Source organism: Methylobacterium sp. WL19, assembly GCF_008040005.1.
Classification (GTDB): domain Bacteria; phylum Pseudomonadota; class Alphaproteobacteria; order Rhizobiales; family Beijerinckiaceae; genus Methylobacterium; species Methylobacterium bullatum.
This window is the reverse complement of record NZ_VRVC01000121.1, coordinates 1-15,059: the sequence shown is the minus strand read 5'-3', so window position 1 is coordinate 15,059 and position 15,059 is coordinate 1. Positions and strand designations below refer to the sequence as shown.

General features: G+C 65.9%; 14 protein-coding genes. 11 read left to right on the top strand and 3 right to left on the bottom strand.

Annotation, left to right across the window (positions count from 1 at the left end; genetic code table 11):
• Positions 1-492: 492 nt before the first annotated feature.
• The 4 genes from lpxC to FV220_RS19895 all read left to right on the top strand — a co-directional run bounded on the left by lpxC (position 493) and on the right by FV220_RS19895 (position 4,641).
• Positions 493-1,440 carry a UDP-3-O-acyl-N-acetylglucosamine deacetylase gene (gene lpxC / locus FV220_RS19910; RefSeq protein ID WP_018041932.1) on the top strand — a complete coding sequence of 316 codons (948 nt, stop codon included), beginning with the start codon at positions 493-495 and terminating at the stop codon, positions 1,438-1,440.
• A 222-nt stretch (positions 1,441-1,662) separates the two neighbouring features.
• A complete protein-coding gene (locus FV220_RS19905; protein ID WP_018041933.1) occupies positions 1,663-2,541 on the top strand; it encodes an outer membrane protein assembly factor BamD in 879 nt (292 codons plus the stop codon).
• 118 nt (positions 2,542-2,659) lie between these two features.
• The gene (gene recN, locus FV220_RS19900; protein ID WP_147832980.1) at positions 2,660-4,333 is read left to right on the top strand and encodes a DNA repair protein RecN; all 1,674 of its coding nucleotides are present in this window, start codon (positions 2,660-2,662) and stop codon (positions 4,331-4,333) included.
• 98 nt (positions 4,334-4,431) lie between these two features.
• Positions 4,432-4,641, top strand: coding sequence for a hypothetical protein (locus FV220_RS19895; protein WP_018041935.1), 210 nt, complete (start codon positions 4,432-4,434; stop codon positions 4,639-4,641).
• A 39-nt stretch (positions 4,642-4,680) separates the two neighbouring features.
• On the opposite strand, the gene FV220_RS19890 is transcribed toward FV220_RS19895, so the two are convergent.
• Complete coding sequence (locus FV220_RS19890; protein ID WP_026175607.1) at positions 4,681-4,914, bottom strand: hypothetical protein; 234 nt, start codon at positions 4,912-4,914, stop codon at positions 4,681-4,683.
• 307 nt (positions 4,915-5,221) lie between these two features.
• On the opposite strand from FV220_RS19890, the gene pstS reads away from it, so the two are divergent.
• From pstS to phoB, 6 genes are all read left to right on the top strand, one after another.
• Positions 5,222-6,256: a phosphate ABC transporter substrate-binding protein PstS gene (pstS, locus tag FV220_RS19885; protein WP_056147468.1), complete on the top strand. Its 1,035-nt coding sequence runs from the start codon at positions 5,222-5,224 to the stop codon at positions 6,254-6,256.
• A 141-nt stretch (positions 6,257-6,397) separates the two neighbouring features.
• Positions 6,398-7,372 (top strand): phosphate ABC transporter permease subunit PstC, encoded by a 975-nt coding sequence (gene pstC / locus FV220_RS19880; RefSeq protein WP_018041938.1) that lies wholly within the window; start codon positions 6,398-6,400, stop codon positions 7,370-7,372.
• Between the two features lie 19 nt (positions 7,373-7,391).
• Positions 7,392-8,288 carry a phosphate ABC transporter permease PstA gene (pstA, locus tag FV220_RS19875; protein WP_056147466.1) on the top strand — a complete coding sequence of 299 codons (897 nt, stop codon included), beginning with the start codon at positions 7,392-7,394 and terminating at the stop codon, positions 8,286-8,288.
• Between the two features lie 46 nt (positions 8,289-8,334).
• Positions 8,335-9,153 (top strand): phosphate ABC transporter ATP-binding protein PstB, encoded by an 819-nt coding sequence (pstB, locus tag FV220_RS19870; protein ID WP_018041940.1) that lies wholly within the window; start codon positions 8,335-8,337, stop codon positions 9,151-9,153.
• Positions 9,154-9,238: 85 nt separating this feature from the next.
• Positions 9,239-9,964: a phosphate signaling complex protein PhoU gene (gene phoU, locus FV220_RS19865; RefSeq protein WP_018041941.1), complete on the top strand. Its 726-nt coding sequence runs from the start codon at positions 9,239-9,241 to the stop codon at positions 9,962-9,964.
• Positions 9,965-10,054: 90 nt separating this feature from the next.
• Positions 10,055-10,756 carry a phosphate regulon transcriptional regulator PhoB gene (phoB, locus tag FV220_RS19860; RefSeq protein ID WP_018041942.1) on the top strand — a complete coding sequence of 234 codons (702 nt, stop codon included), beginning with the start codon at positions 10,055-10,057 and terminating at the stop codon, positions 10,754-10,756.
• A gap of 162 nt (positions 10,757-10,918) precedes the next feature.
• Here the strand turns inward: phoB and FV220_RS19855 are convergent, their stop codons facing one another.
• Positions 10,919-13,840 (bottom strand): hypothetical protein, encoded by a 2,922-nt coding sequence (locus FV220_RS19855; RefSeq protein ID WP_147832979.1) that lies wholly within the window; start codon positions 13,838-13,840, stop codon positions 10,919-10,921.
• Between the two features lie 360 nt (positions 13,841-14,200).
• On the bottom strand, positions 14,201-14,446 hold the full coding sequence (locus FV220_RS19850; protein ID WP_056147458.1) for a hypothetical protein: 246 nt from the start codon (positions 14,444-14,446) through the stop codon (positions 14,201-14,203).
• 205 nt (positions 14,447-14,651) lie between these two features.
• Between FV220_RS19850 and FV220_RS19845 the strand changes: the two genes are divergently transcribed.
• Complete coding sequence (locus FV220_RS19845; RefSeq protein WP_198290806.1) at positions 14,652-14,822, top strand: hypothetical protein; 171 nt, start codon at positions 14,652-14,654, stop codon at positions 14,820-14,822.
• Positions 14,823-15,059 lie beyond the last annotated feature (237 nt).

Sequence of the window (15,059 nt, the reverse complement as noted above, 5' to 3'; positions counted from 1 at the left end):
CCCCGCAGCCGGCCCCCCAGCCGGAATACGCCAAGCGGGCACCCGTGGCGGCTCCCCCGGCCTATCGTCCGGCCCAGGGCAACCTCGATGCACAGGGACGTGTGGCGCCCCAGCCCCGTCTGATGGATGACGACCAGCTCGAAATCCCGGCCTTCCTGCGTCGTCAGGCGAACTGAAACGCCACGCCGGACAGCCGCTGAGGTTTTTATGCAACAAGCCCGGGGTCTCAGGACCCCGGGCTTAACCTCGTTTTAAGTCCTTGTCCGGAAACGGTTATCCAGAACGTCTCCGGAAAGCGTGTCTGTAACAGAGCGTAAGAAAGCGTGATTTGGCTAACGCTTCGGCCGCCGCGTATACGATTTTTGGAACGAAAAAGGCGCGGCGGTTTCGCCGTCAGCGCTCGCAGGGGCTTCAAGCAGCGGACGGGTCAAAGAGGCGGCGCAATCCCGTAATCCAGGGAGAGCGAGCCTGATCACGGCCGAGGGCTAGGGAATGCGGACGAACCAACAGATCACTCTCAAGGGCCCGGCCACGCTGCGTGGCATCGGTGTCCATTCCGGGAAGCCGGTGGAGATCACTCTCCACCCCGCTGCGGCCAATCACGGTATCTGCTTCCTCCGTACCGGAATGCCCACGGGCCACGATCGGCTCATCAAGGCCCACCACGCCTGCGTCTCCGCCACCGAGTTGTGCACCGTCATCGGTGACGTGGAGAGCGGCGCGGTCGCCACCATCGAGCACCTGATGTCCGCCCTCTTCGGGCTCGGCATCGACAACGTCCTCGTCGAGATCGACGGGCCGGAAATGCCGATCCTGGACGGCAGCGCCCGCCTCTACGTCGAAGCCATCGACGCCGTCGGCATCGCCACCTGCGGGGCTCCCCGCCGCTGGATCAAGGTGCTCCGCACCGTCCGCATCGAGGTAGGACGTGCCTTCGCCGAGCTCCGCCCCATCGACCGGGGCTTCCGCCTCGACGTCGAGATCGATTTCGACAACCCGGTGATCGGCCGCAGCCGCAAGGCGATGGACCTGAACCCCGCCTCCTACCGCCGCGAGATCGCCGGCGCCCGTACCTTCGGCATGATGAAGGACGTGGAGCGCTACTGGAAAGCCGGCTTCGCTCTGGGCGCCTCCCTCGAGAACACCGTGGCCGTCGGCGACAACGCCGTCGTCAACCCCGAGGGCCTGCGCTACGCCGACGAGTTCGTGCGTCACAAGTATCTCGATGCCGTCGGCGACCTGGCCCTCGCCGGCCTGCCGATCCAGGGCGCCTACCGCTCCTATTGTGGCGGCCACCGGATGAATGTCGGCGTCCTCGACGCGCTGTTCGCCGACCGCGCCAACTACACCATCGTCGAAGCGCCCGGCGCCCGCCGCGAGACCACCCGGCCGGAATTCGGCGTCGGCCTCAGCCTCGCCGCCTTCGCCAGCGACCTGTAACCGACAAGCAACATCCTCGCTTCGAATACGTCCGCCGCTCGGCCGCCGCTTTCACGCCCAAATCGGACGCCACTGGTAAATCGTCCGTGACAAGAGGCGAGGTCGCGTGTGCCCCATCGAGGCACATGGGCCGTGGCACCGTGCCGTCAGCCGCTCGACCGACATTTGTGATGGCTTGACGATGCGGCCCCCTTGCCGGGCGCATCTGTTGGGGGAACCGGAATGCGTCTCAACGATCGTAACCGCGGGGCGACGGCAGCCGTGCTCCTGACGCTGTGTGGCTTCGGCCTCGGCGGCTGCGACGCCCTCGACTCGATCAATCCCTTCGCCGAGAAGTACAAGCCCGAGGTCATTCCCGACGTCCCGGCCGACAAGCTCTACAGCGAGGGCCTGGCCAAGATGGAGGACAAGGACTTCGAGGGCGCGTCGAAGAAATTCGGCGAACTCGACAAGGCCTATGCCTATTCCGACTGGTCGCGCAAAGCGCTGCTGATGACCGCCTACTCGAATTACGAGGGCGCCAAATACGACGACGCCATCAACGCCTCGAAGCGCTACCTGCAGCGCCACCCGGCGAGCAAGGACGCGGCCTACGCCCAGTACCTGATGGCGATGTCGCATTATAAGCAGATCCCCGACGTGACCCGCGACCAGGACCGCTCCGAGAAGGCGCTGGCCGGTCTGCAGGAGCTCGTCCAGAAATATCCGACCTCGGAATACGCGGCGGACGCCAAGGCCAAGATCCAGATCACCCGCGACCAGCTCGCCGGCAAGGAAATGGAAGTCGGCCGCTTCTACCTGGAGCGCCGCAACTTCCCCGCCGCGATCAACCGGTTCCGCGATGTGGTGAGCAAGTACCAGACGACCCGCCACGCCGAGGAAGCGCTGGAGCGTCTGGTCGAGGCCTACATGGCGCTGGGCATCACCGCCGAGGCGCAGACCGCCGCCGCCGTGCTCGGCCACAACTTCCCCGACAGCCCCTGGTACAAGGATGCGTTCGCGCTCCTCCAGAACGGCGGCCTGGAGCCCCGCGAGGAGAAATCCTCCTGGCTCAGCAAGGTCTATCGCGGCGTCATCGGCCGCACCGCCGACGCGCGCTAAGCGCATCGGCCCAACCCGCGACGACACGCATATCGGTCGCGGGCCATTTTTCGGGTGAAGCGGCCGCCGCTTCGCCGTAAGACGTGGCCACCGTATCCAACGAGGCCCACCCCGCGGCATGCTGAGTCAGCTCGCGATCCGCGACATCGTTCTCATCGATAAGCTCGCCCTGAACTTCCGCGAAGGCCTCAGCGTCCTGACCGGGGAGACGGGTGCGGGCAAATCGATCCTGCTCGACGCCTTCGCCCTGGCCCTGGGCGGGCGCGGCGATGGCGGCCTCGTGCGCCACGGCGAAGGGCAGGGCGGCGTCACCGCCGTGTTCGACGTGCCCCTCGACCATCCCGCCCGCCGCCTCGCGGCCGAGGCCGATCTCGATACCGAGGGTGACCTGATCCTGCGCCGGGTGCAGATGGCCGACGGCCGCACCCGCGCCTTCGTCAACGACCAGGCCGTGGGCGTGCAGGTCCTGCGGGCCATCGGCGCCACGCTGGTCGAGATCCACGGCCAGCACGACGACCGGGCGCTGGCCGATCCCGGCACCCACCGCGCCATCCTCGATGCTTTCGGCGGCTTGCAGGCTCCCCTCGCGGCGGTGGGCGAGGCGGCCAAGCGCGTGCGCGCCGCCCGCTCGGCTCTCGCCGAGCACCGCGCCAGGGTGGAGGCCGCCCGCAAGGAGGTCGACTTCCTGCGCCATGCCGCGTCGGAGCTGGAGACGCTCGATCCCCAGGCCGGGGAGGAGACCTCGCTGGCCGAGCGCCGCATGGTCATGCAGCAGAGCGAGAAGGTGGCCCGCGAGCTCTCCGAGGCGATCGAGGCGGCGGGCGGCCCGAATTCGGCCGTGTCCCATCTGTCCTCGGCCATGCGCAAGCTGGAGCGGCGGGCGAGCCAGATCCCGGCCCTGGTGGAGCCCTGCATCGCCGCCCTCGACGCCGCGCTGTCCGCCCTCGACGAGGCCCATTCCGTCCTCGATACGGCCCTGCGCGAATCCGAGTTCGATCCGCGCGAACTGGAGCAGGTGGAAGAGCGGCTCTTCGCGCTCCGCGCGGCCTCCCGCAAGTATCAGGTGCCGGTGGACGACCTCGCCGCCCTGCGCCAGCGCTACGAGGCGGACGTGGCCGCCATCGATGCCGGCGAGGAGGCCCTCGGCGGTCTGGAGGCGACGCTCGCCCAGGCGGAGGCGGCCTATGCCAAGGCCGCGACCAAGCTCGGCGAGGGCCGCCGCAAGGCCGCCAAGGCCCTCGACCTCGCCGTGAAGGCCGAGTTGCCGCCGCTGAAGTTGGAGCGCGCCCGCTTCATCACCGAGATCGTCACCGACCCCGAATCGCGCGACCCGGCGGGCTACGAGCGCGTCGAGTTCTGGGCGCAGACCAACCCCGGAACGCGGCCCGGCCCGATGATGAAGGTGGCGTCCGGCGGCGAGCTCTCGCGCTTCATGCTCGCCCTCAAGGTGGTGCTGGCCGACAAGGGCTCGGCCCCGACCCTGATCTTCGACGAGATCGATACCGGCGTCGGCGGCGCCGTGGCCGATGCCATCGGCGCCCGCCTCGCCCGTCTCGCGGCCGGGGTGCAGGTCGTGGCCGTGACCCATGCGCCCCAGGTCGCCGCGCGGGCCGAGACGCATTTCCTCATCGCCAAGGACCCGGTGAAGGGCCGCGACCGGGTCGCCACCCGCGTCTCGGCCCTGGAAGCGCCCGCCCGCCGGGAGGAGATCGCCCGCATGCTGGCCGGCGCCACCGTGACCGACGAGGCCCGAGCGGCGGCCGCACGCCTGCTTCAATCTACGGATGCCTGACGCGCGATCTTAACCTTCGGTTAACCATCTTGCGCGATGGTATGGGTACGACGCAGAGAATCTTATGGAAACGCGTCGGCACATCGGGAGTTCGCGTGATGGATCTGGGAGACGGTGAGACCGATCCCCGGCCTGTGAACGAGTCGGACGGCATGCCGATTCTGACGAGTCCGACCCGCCACCATCTCGGTGGCACCCTCCGGGCGATCTACGAAGACACGTTCGATACGCAGCCGATTCCGGACAGCCAGATCGACCTCCTGCTGCGCCTCCGGCACAAGGAACGCGACCGCCGCCGCGTGGGCTGAGACGGTCACGGTTCCTTCACCCCGGCCGGCCCGTCGCCGCTACCAGCGGCGAGCCCCCGGCATGCGCTGGTATTCGGCGCCACGGATCAGCGTCATCACCGCGTCGAGCTCCGCCAGCAGGGCGCGCTCGTCCTCGGCGGCTTTCGCGACCTCGTCCGGATCGGTCCCGAACTGTCGTCGCTGCTCGGCACGGGTGAGCTCGAGCTCCAGATCCTCCCTGCGCGCATGCAGGGCGAGGAAATCGGCATCGCCATCACCCCCGGTGGGTGTCACACTCGATTCGTTCTCCAAGGTGCTGACCTTCCAGGACGGCTGGCGAGACGGGCTGCTCCGTCGTCGCCATCGCCGAATCGTATAACGCACGAGGCCGCAAAACCGTGCCGCTTCGTCCGGGCATCGGTCCACACCCCGCTTTCTCCCTGTCCCACACCGCTCATGCGGTCAACGGGTAGCCCCTGTCATCGATCTGTCATGGCTCCGTCATAGAGCCAGCATGATCGGGCGGGTAACGGTGCGCTGCAGCAGGATCGCTCTTGCAGCGCGGCACCTACAGCGCCTGGACAGATTACGGAGAGCCACCGTGAAACCCTTCCATTTCGCCCTCGCCATCGGGCTCGCCACCGCGCAGTTCGGCGCCGTCGCTCAGGCCGCCGACATCACCGGTGCCGGCGCGACCTTCCCCTTCCCGGTCTATTCGAAATGGGCGGAAGCCTACCGCAAGGAGACCGGCACGGGCCTCAACTACCAGTCCATCGGCTCGGGCGGCGGCATCAAGCAGATCCAGGCCAAGACCGTCGATTTCGGCGCCACCGACGCGCCGCTCAAGGGCCCGGCCCTGGAGAAGGACGGTCTCGTCCAGTTCCCCACCGTCATGGGCGGCGTCGTCACCGTGGTGAACATCGCCGGTGTCGAGCCGGGCAAGCTCAAGCTCACCGGTGAGCTCATCGCCGACATCTACGCCAACAAGATCACCAAGTGGAGCGATGCCAAGATCGCCGCGGTGAACCAGGGGCTGAAGCTCCCCGACTCGCCGATCACCCCGGTCTACCGTTCGGACGCGTCCGGCACGACGAGCATCTTCACCACCTATCTCAGCGCGGTCTCCGAGAGCTGGAAGAAGGAATTCGGTGCGGCCACCACGGTCAGCTGGCCCGCCGGCCAGGGCGGCAAGGGCAACGAGGGCGTCACCGCCACCGTCAAGCAGGTGCCGAACTCCATCGGCTACGTGGAATCGGCCTACGCCAAGCAGAACAAACTCAGCTATGCGCTGATCCAGAACAAGGCCGGCAAGTTCCCGGCTCCCGACGACAAGGCGTTCCAGGCCGCCGCCGCCTCCGCCGACTGGAAGGCCGCCCCGGGCTTCGGCATCTCCCTCGTCAACCAGGCCGGTGACGATGCCTGGCCGATCACGGCGGCCACCTTCATCCTCGTCTACAAGGACCCGGCCGATCCGGCCAAGTCCGCCGACGTGCTGAAGTTCTTCGACTGGGCCTACAAGAACGGCGACAAGCTCGCCACCGACCTCGACTACGTGCCGCTGCCGGACAACGTCGTCTCCCTCGTCCACACCGAGTGGAAAGAGATCAAGGGCAAGGACGGCAAGCCCGTCTTCTAAGGCAGCCTTCCAGCTGAACTCCTGAAACCGCGCAGGCCCGGCAAAAACGCTGGGCCTGCGCCACGAGTGGACGCGGTGTTCCACCTCGCCACTCGCTACCTCGCACTATACGAGCCCTCAAGGTGAAGAAGCAGACGTCGGATGGCCGCCTTGACTGAACAGATTTCGCTGGCCCGCACGGGCTCCCCCGCTCGCAAGAAGCCGGGCGGCCTCGGCGACCAGCTCTTCCGCGCCGCCTCCTACGCGTCGGCGCTGCTGGTCCTCCTCTTCCTCGCGGGCATCCTGGCCTCCATCGCCTATGGCGGCTGGCCGGCCTTCAGGGAGTTCGGCTTCGGCTTCGTCACCTCCAGCGCCTGGAACATCGGCCAGGAGCAGTACGGCGCCCTCGTGGCCATCGTCGGCACCCTGGTCTCGGCCCTTCTCGCCCTCGTCATCGGCGTGCCGATCTCCATCGGCATCGCCGTCTACCTGACCCAGCTCTGCCCCGGCTGGGCGAGGAAGCCCGTCTCGATGACGATCGAGCTTCTCGCCTCGGTCCCGAGCATCATCTACGGCATGTGGGGCCTGTTCATCTTCGCCCCGCTCTTCGCCCATTACGTGCAGATGCCGGTCTCGAGCCTCGTCGAGGGCCTGCCCATCGTCGGCACGCTGTTCTACGCGCGGGTTCCCTCCGGCGTCGGCATCCTCACGGCGGGCATCATCCTCGCCATCATGATCGTGCCCTTCGTCGCCTCGATCACCCGCGACATGCTCGACCAGATCCCCACCGTGCTGCGCGAGAGCGCCTACGGCATCGGCTGCACCACCTGGGAGGTGGTCCGCCACGTCCTGGTGCCGCAGGCGTCCGTGTCGATCATCGGCGCGGTGATGCTGGGCCTCGGCCGCGCGCTCGGCGAGACCATGGCGGTGACCTTCGTCATCGGCAACGCCAACCGCCTGTCCGGCTCGATCTTCGATCCCGGCTCCACCATCGCCTCGCGCATCGCCAACGAGTTCAACGAGGCCGACGGCCTGCAGCTCAACTCGCTGATGGCGCTGGGCTGCATCCTCTTCGTCATCACCTTCGTCGTCCTGATCGTCGCACGCCTGCTCGTCCGGCGCGTGAAGGTCGCCTGAGCCCTCTGGAGCCCGAACCATGGACGCCGTGAACACCCTCACCACCAACGACGCGCCGCCGCTCAAGGCCAGCCGCGTCCGGTCGAGCCGCCGCGTGGCGGACAAGCTGCTCATCGTCGGAAGCACCGTGGCGACGCTGATCGGCATCGTCGTGCTGGGCTCGATCCTGCTCATGCTCATCGTCGAGGGCGTGAAGGGCTTCTCGCCGCTGCTCTTCAGCGAACCGACGCCCGGCCCCGGATCGGAAGGCGGCGGCATCGCCAACGCCATCCTCGGCAGCGTGGTCCTGACCCTGATCGGCATCGTCATCGCGACGCCGGTGGGTGTCATGGCCGGCACCTATCTCGCCGAGTACGGCCGCCACTCGAAGCTCGCCGACGTGATCCGCTTCCTCAACGACATCCTGCTCTCGGCGCCCTCGATCCTGATCGGCCTGTTCGTCTACACCCTGATGGTGCGGCCGATGGGGACCTATTCGGGTTGGGCCGGCGGCGTGGCGCTGGCCATCATCGCCACCCCGGTGATCGTGCGCACCACCGAGGACATGCTCCGCCTCGTGCCCTCGACGCTCCGCGAGGCCGGCGCGGCTTTGGGCGCACCGCCCTCCGTCGTCATCAAGAGCATCACCTGGCGCGGTGCCAGCGCCGGCATCGTCACCGGCATCATCCTGGCGCTCGCCCGCATCGCCGGCGAGACCGCGCCGCTGCTCTTCACCGCGCTCAACAACAACAGCTGGTTCTCGCCCAACCTCATGGGCGGCATCCCGAACCTTCCGGTGATGATCTACCAGTTCGCCCTCTCGCCCTACTCGAACTGGCAGCAGCTCGCCTGGGCCGGCGCCCTCCTCATCACCGCCACGATCCTCGCCCTCTCGATCGTGGCCCGCTTCGTCATCAAGAGCGAGCGGGCGCGCTGACCCCGCGCCCCCGTCCCATCCCGCCCTCCACAAGGACACGCACCCGATGAACGCCGCTCCCGCGATCACGCAAGCTCAGCTGACCGGCCGCCACAAGGCCGACGAGCAGGCCCCCGTGCGCATCGCCGTGAAGGACCTGAACTTCTATTACGGCTCGTTCCACGGCCTGAAGTCGGTCAACCTCAACTTCCACGACCGCCAGGTCACCGCGCTGATCGGCCCGTCCGGCTGCGGGAAGTCGACCCTCCTGCGCACCTTCAACCGGATCTACAGCCTCTACCCCGAGCAGCGCGCCGAGGGGCAGATCCTCCTCGACGGCCAGAACGTCCTCGACGCCAAGGTCGATCTCAACGAGCTGCGCTCGCGCATCGGCATGGTGTTCCAGAAGCCGACGCCGTTCCCGATGTCGATCTACGACAACGTCGCCTTCGGCCTGCGCCTCTACGAGAAGCTGCCCAAGGCCGATCTCGACGTCCGCGTCGAGGAATCCCTGCGCAAGGCCGCCCTCTGGGACGAAGTGAAGGACAAGCTCAAGCAGTCCGGCATGGGCCTCTCCGGCGGCCAGCAGCAGCGCCTCTGCATCGCCCGCACCGTGGCCCAGCGTCCCGAGGTGATCCTGTTCGACGAGCCGACCTCGGCCCTCGACCCGATCTCCACGGGCCGCATCGAGGAACTGATCGAGCAGCTGCGCTCCGAGTTCACGATCGTCATCGTCACGCACAACATGCAGCAGGCGGCACGCATCTCGCAGTTCACGGCGTTCATGTATCTCGGCGAGCTGGTGGAGTTCGGCCCCACCACGCGGATCTTCATGAACCCCGAGAAGCGCCAGACCCAGGACTACATCACCGGCCGCTTCGGCTGAGCCCGCCGGGGCCGCGTCCGCGGCACCGGACCCGATCCTACGCGATGCAGGCCGCCCGAGGCGGCCTCGGTCGAGGAGTGCGAGCATGCCCAACCACATCGTCAGTTCCTACGATACGGAACTGGAAAACCTGCGCCGCTCGATTTCCGAGATGGGCGGGATCGCCGAGAAGATGATGACCGATTCCGGCAACGCCCTGGTACGCCGGGACGTGCCCCTGGCCCAGGCGGTGATCGGCGCCGACAAGCGCCTCGACGCCCTCCAGCACGAGATCGAGGAGCGGGCGATCCTGCTCATCGCCAAGCGTCAGCCCCTCGCCATCGACCTGCGCGAGACGGTCTCGGCCATCCGCGTCTCGAACGATCTGGAGCGCATCGGCGACCTGTCGAAGAACGTCGCCAAGCGCGTGGTGGCCATCGCCGAGCAGATCCAGCCGCAGAAGATCGTCATCGCCGTCCAGCACATGGGCGACCTAGTGCAGGAGCAGCTGAAGGACGTCCTCGACGCCTATGCGAGCCAGGACGTGAAGGCCGCCCTCGACGTCTGGGAGCGTGACGACGCCATCGACGCGCTCTACAACTCGCTCTTCCGCGAATTGCTGACCTACATGATGGAAGACCCGCGCAACATCTCGTTCTGCACGCATCTACTGTTCTGCGCCAAGAACATCGAGCGGATCGGCGACCACACCACCAACATCGCCGAGACGATCCACTACCTCGTCACCGGCACGAACGAACTGGCCGAACAGGATCGCCCGAAGAACGACGCATCGAACTACGCCACCGTGTCGTTGCCCGCCAGCGCCTGACCGTCCCTCCGGTCGGGCCATTCCGGCACGATCGTCGCGCGGCCGTCCCGTGCGTGACGGGACGGCCGCCCTCACCCTGAAAACACCCGCATGAGTACGCGCATCCTGATCGTCGAGGACGAGGAGGCCCTCACCCTTCTCCTCCGCTACAACCTCGAGGCGGAGGGCTTCGTCGTCGACACCGCCGCCCGCGGCGACGAGGCCGATCTGCGCCTTCAGGAGCAGGTTCCCGACCTCGTCCTCCTCGACTGGATGATGCCCGGTCTCTCCGGCATCGAGTTGTGCCGCCGCATCCGCGCCCGGCGCGAGACCGAGCGGCTGCCGGTCATCATGCTGACGGCGCGCGGCGAGGAGGGCGACCGCATCCGCGGCCTCGGCACCGGCGCCGACGATTACATCGTCAAGCCGTTCTCGGTGCCGGAACTGCTCGCCCGGGTCCGCGCGCTCCTGCGCCGGGCCAAGCCGAGCCACGTGGCGGACCTGCTCATCGCCGGCAATATCGAACTCGACCGCGTCAGCCACCGCATCCGCCGCCAGGGCCGCGAGATCCATCTCGGCCCCACCGAGTTCAAGCTCCTTGAATTCCTGATGCAGAGCCCCGGCCGAGTATTCTCGCGCGAGCAACTCCTCGACGGGGTCTGGGGCCACGACGTCTATATCGACGAGCGCACGGTGGACGTGCATGTGGGCCGCCTGCGCAAGGCTATCAACCGCCCGCGCCAGAGCGACCCGATCCGCACCGTGCGCGGCTCCGGCTATTCCTTCGACGAGATGTTCTCGACGGACGAGTGAGAGCGGAGCGGTCAGTCCGAGTGACGAAAATCTGACGTTTGGTCCCCGCTCCCGGGGCTGCTTTCGACACTTGGCAGAACCCGGGCAGGGTGGCCGAGGGCTTCGACGGTCGGAATGGCCCTGGCCGAATGAGTCTCATTCGGCCAGGGCGTGTCGGGACGCTTACGCCAGCAGGAAATCGAGGTGCGTCAGCGTCGCCTTATCGTGGTTGTCGATGATGGCGAACTGGACCGCCTTGGCCGTGGTGCCGCTGCCATCGGCATCGTAGGACAGGGCACCGGTGTCGTGATCGTAGAGAATGCGGTCGTCCGCATCGATCTTGGCACCGGTCACGCTCAGGTCCTTGAACGCCGCCGCGAGGTCATCGGCCGAGAGCGCCGCGAAGATGCTCTTCGAGAGCTGGATCGTGTCGATCCCGGCCGAGAAATCGGTGATGTGGTCGATATTGGTCGCGCCGAGCTTCGTGCTGAACACGAAGGTATCCTCGCCGGCCAAACCCGTCAGCGTATCCGCCCCGAGGCCACCGTCGAGATGGTTGGCGCCGGCATTGCCCTTGAGATCATTGACGAGCGTGTTGCCGGTGGCGTTGAGGTTGCCGGTGCCGTTCAGCGTCAGGTTCTCCACGTGGGAACCCCCTAGCGAGAAGGACACCGACGCCTTGACGAGGTCGATGCCGGTGCCGTCGCTCCCCTCCACGGCTTTGTCGCGAATGTTGTCGACGATGTAGGTGTCGGAGCCGGCACCGCCGATCATCGTGTCCGCGCCCGTCTTACCGTCGAGGACGTTGACGCCGCCATTGCCCCTGAGGACGTTATCGAGCGAGTTGCCGGTGGCGCTGAGATTCCCGGTGCCGGTGAGCGTCAGGTGTTCCACGTGGGAACCCCCGAGCGAGAAGGACACGGATGCCTTGACGAGGTCGGTGCCGGCGTCGCTCAGTTCCACGACTTTGTCGCCGATATTGTCGACGATGTAGGTGTCCGATCCCGCGCCGCCGGCCATGGTGTCGGCCCCGGCCTTGCCGTCGAGGAGGTTGGCGGCGGCATTGCCGGTGAGAGTGTTGGCGAGAGCGTTGCCGGTGCCGTTGAGTGCAGCCGTGCCGACTAGCGTGAGGGTCTCGACGTTGGCCGCCAAGGTCAAGCTGATGGACGAGCGGACGGCGTCGATGCCGCGATCGGCCGCCTCGACGACAACGTCGCCGGCATTGTCGACGACATAGGTATCATTCCCCGCATACCCGGTCATCGTGTCGGCGCCGCCCTTGCCATCGAGGAGGTTGGCGCCGTTGTTGCCGACAAGCGCCTGAGCGAACTCGTTTCCGGTGAGGTTCATCGCGCCCGTGCCCGTCGCTTTCGCCGTGGCCAGGGTCTCGATCGCCTGTCCGGCAGCGAGGACGTAGCTGACGCTCGTCTTGACGGTGTCCTGCCCGGCATCCTTCGCTTCGAAGACGCGATCGCCGGATTGATCGACGACGTAGGTGTCGTTGCCGGCCTCGCCGTACATCCGGTCCGCACCGAGATGACCGTCGATGTCGTCGTTGCCGGCGCCGCCGTGGATCGTGTTGCTCAGGACGTTGCCCGTGAGACGGTCGTTGAACCTGCTGCCTTCGAGGTTCTCGATGCTCAGGAGGCGATCCTTTTCCGCCCGGATCGTCGTTATGACGGGAGGGGGGGTTACGATGCCTCCGGGGCCCTCGCCGGGGTAAGGGTCCGGTTGGAACACGGTCACCTTTTCGGGGACGATCTCCTGCCAGCCCTGCAAATCGAGGGAGACGGTCACGCCAACGGTCGCCGACTTGTAGCTCGCCGTGTCGCTGCCGGCGCCGCCATCGAGACGGTCGTTGCCCGCGCCACCGTCGAGCACATCGTTGCCGGTGCCGCCGAGCATGATGTCGTCGCCACCCTTGCCGTAGAGGGTATCGTGGCCGTCACCATTGGCGCCGAAGACCGTATAATCGATGTTGCCACCGCCGCCCTTGAGCGTGTCGTTGCCATCACCCCCGATGAGCGTATCGTTGCCGGCGTAACCTTCCAGCGTGTTGGGCGCCTTGTCATATGTCGGGTGATCGATCTCGATTGTCCTGCCGATCGAGTCGGCGACATCGAACTTGTGCTGGCCGCTCGTCAGCTGTCGCAGGGTATCGACGGCTTTTTCAAGGTTTGTGACCCCTCTTTGTGGGTAAAAATACTCATTCAGCCAGCTGCTCTCCTTGTCGTTGAATTGTTGTTCCAGTCCGCGGCTCGTAAAAAGACTTTTTATAACGTCGTAATTTGTTATATCGCGGTCATAATAGTGTCCGGGGGCGCCTGGGATTGGTACCGCGGGCGTCAAGGCAGTGTCCATGAGTTTATGATCCGCCGATCCTTGCGCGCCGATCACGATTTCCTGCTGGTATGTTCTAAGGCCGCCCGCCTCACCGTTATCGTACCAAACATCGAGGAGGACCTTGCCATTGATTAAATAGACTTTGGCGCCGATTTTGTCCTGATCGGGTTGTTTTGCAAATTCTAAAACTTCATTCTTATACGAGGCGACTGTTTCATGGAGTGCATTGATTCCCGCATTCAGTGTCTCCTTGAAGTCACCCGATGTCGCGCCGTCTTCGATCTCGCGAATGACGTTGATCCGAGCGGCGAGCGCGGACAGGAGGGCTGGCATGACGAGCCCGGCGTCGGCACCCGGTTTCCCGGCGAACTCGATCGCCATGGAGAGCGCATCGGTCGATTTATCGATCGCCAGGGATCGATAATCAGCGTGCTTTGGATCGGAGGGGCTCGTATTCATGTATTGGTCGAGATGTGATTTTGACGCTTGAGCAAGCGACGAAATCTCCATCTTATTATCGTAATTGATACCTTCACCGAGTTGATTGATTTCCGCGAGGATTTCATCGCCTTGCCGAGAAAGCAAATCTAGCTTCTGATCCATTCCCTCAAGAAATGCCTGCGTCGGATCCTCTTCTTCGCCAAAGATCGCCTTTAACTCGCTTGGAATTTCGAGGCCGGGAATCATGCCAATCAAATTGACGGCTGTATTTGCAATTGTCAGAACATCGCCGAAATAGCCAAGCGTCTTTCCGTTGCCCATTGTAAGTTTCCCCTCGGTAAAAAATTCTAAGGGCAATTGACCATTTTTCGACCTTTCGCATAGGGGCGGACGCTATCCAGGTGACCGAAACCCTTGGCGCAGCGTCTCATCGCGTCGCGTCTTGCTACGATGTTGCTGTTTAGTCTGTCCCCGCGCCGGCGAGATGCACGAGCGTCGGCTTTGAAAACTTCCGCAATCGGATGTCTCAGGATTCTCGCGTCGGAGGCGAAACGTCGGCTTCGGGCCGAAACGTCAGCGTCCCCTCGCCACCCGGCTCTGACCCTCAGGTCGGGACCATCCGCCGGATTCCGACGACTGGAGGGCGCGGGGGAGGGCGGAAGGCTTCGAGTCGACGCCGGCTCAGCGGTCGAAGCGGCGCATCGAACGGCTGTCCCGCTCGGCGTTGCGCCGGGTCCTGTCATCCGCTCTGGCCCGGTCGCGCTGGACCGTCTCCATACGCCGGAGCGTCTCCGTCTGCTCGCGGTGCGCCCGCGCCAGGTCGCTCACCGCGTTCATCGCCCGCACCCGGTTCGCATCCTGTGCTCGTGCGTCGAAGGACCATGCCGCGAGCAGAAGGGCGAGGACGGCCGAGGTGGGGCGGGGCATCGGGCTGGGACCTTAGGGCAGGAGAAGGGTGGATCGGGCGTGCTGCCCGACATGCATCATAGTGCGTGAAATGCAGGGCTTCGCGGGATAGTGTGCATTCCATGCGCGGGCTGCATGAGTGGTATTTGGCGTTTGGTATACCAGCAAGGCGGGGAGGCTGTCATACATGCTGCAACGCAAACGCATCGCCACGAGGAACACCGATATGACCGCTCTCATTCTCACCGCCGTCGCCGTCGCCGCTGCCGCCAACATCTCCCTGGTGGCCTTCGTCGCCGATCGCCTGACCCCCACGACCAGCACCTCCACCGTCACGGCCGGTGAGCTCGTCCTCGTGAATGACAACGCTCCCGAAGCCCTGAAGCTCGCAGCCTGATCCACGTCGCACGGCTTCAAAGTCACCGCCATCGGCCCCGCCTTACCAGGCGGGGCTTTTTCACGTCGCGTACCGCCATATACCCCGGCGCATGGCGGTCGAAAGGGGGGTCGCGTGGCGGTCGATCCGCCCGTCTCATCCGACGGGTTTCGGGGCCGGCGCTTCGCTCTCCCGCGCGAGCGAGGCGGCCTCGGCGAACCGGGCGCGGACCGCCTCGCTCATCCGGCCGAGGCCCAG

Excerpts from the sequence above, each read along its gene's own strand:
- lpxC (WP_018041932.1), top strand. The coding sequence starts at position 493 with ATGCGGACGAACCAACAGATCACTCTCAAGGGCCCGGCCACGCTGCGT.
- FV220_RS19905 (WP_018041933.1), top strand. The coding sequence starts at position 1,663 with ATGCGTCTCAACGATCGTAACCGCGGGGCGACGGCAGCCGTGCTCCTG.
- recN (WP_147832980.1), top strand. The coding sequence starts at position 2,660 with ATGCTGAGTCAGCTCGCGATCCGCGACATCGTTCTCATCGATAAGCTC.
- FV220_RS19895 (WP_018041935.1), top strand. The coding sequence starts at position 4,432 with ATGGATCTGGGAGACGGTGAGACCGATCCCCGGCCTGTGAACGAGTCG.
- pstC (WP_018041938.1), top strand. The coding sequence starts at position 6,398 with ATGGCCGCCTTGACTGAACAGATTTCGCTGGCCCGCACGGGCTCCCCC.
- pstA (WP_056147466.1), top strand. The coding sequence starts at position 7,392 with ATGGACGCCGTGAACACCCTCACCACCAACGACGCGCCGCCGCTCAAG.
- pstB (WP_018041940.1), top strand. The coding sequence starts at position 8,335 with ATGAACGCCGCTCCCGCGATCACGCAAGCTCAGCTGACCGGCCGCCAC.
- phoU (WP_018041941.1), top strand. The coding sequence starts at position 9,239 with ATGCCCAACCACATCGTCAGTTCCTACGATACGGAACTGGAAAACCTG.
- phoB (WP_018041942.1), top strand. The coding sequence starts at position 10,055 with ATGAGTACGCGCATCCTGATCGTCGAGGACGAGGAGGCCCTCACCCTT.
- FV220_RS19855 (WP_147832979.1), bottom strand. The coding sequence starts at position 13,840 with ATGGGCAACGGAAAGACGCTTGGCTATTTCGGCGATGTTCTGACAATT.
- FV220_RS19850 (WP_056147458.1), bottom strand. The coding sequence starts at position 14,446 with ATGCCCCGCCCCACCTCGGCCGTCCTCGCCCTTCTGCTCGCGGCATGG.
- FV220_RS19845 (WP_198290806.1), top strand. The coding sequence starts at position 14,652 with ATGACCGCTCTCATTCTCACCGCCGTCGCCGTCGCCGCTGCCGCCAAC.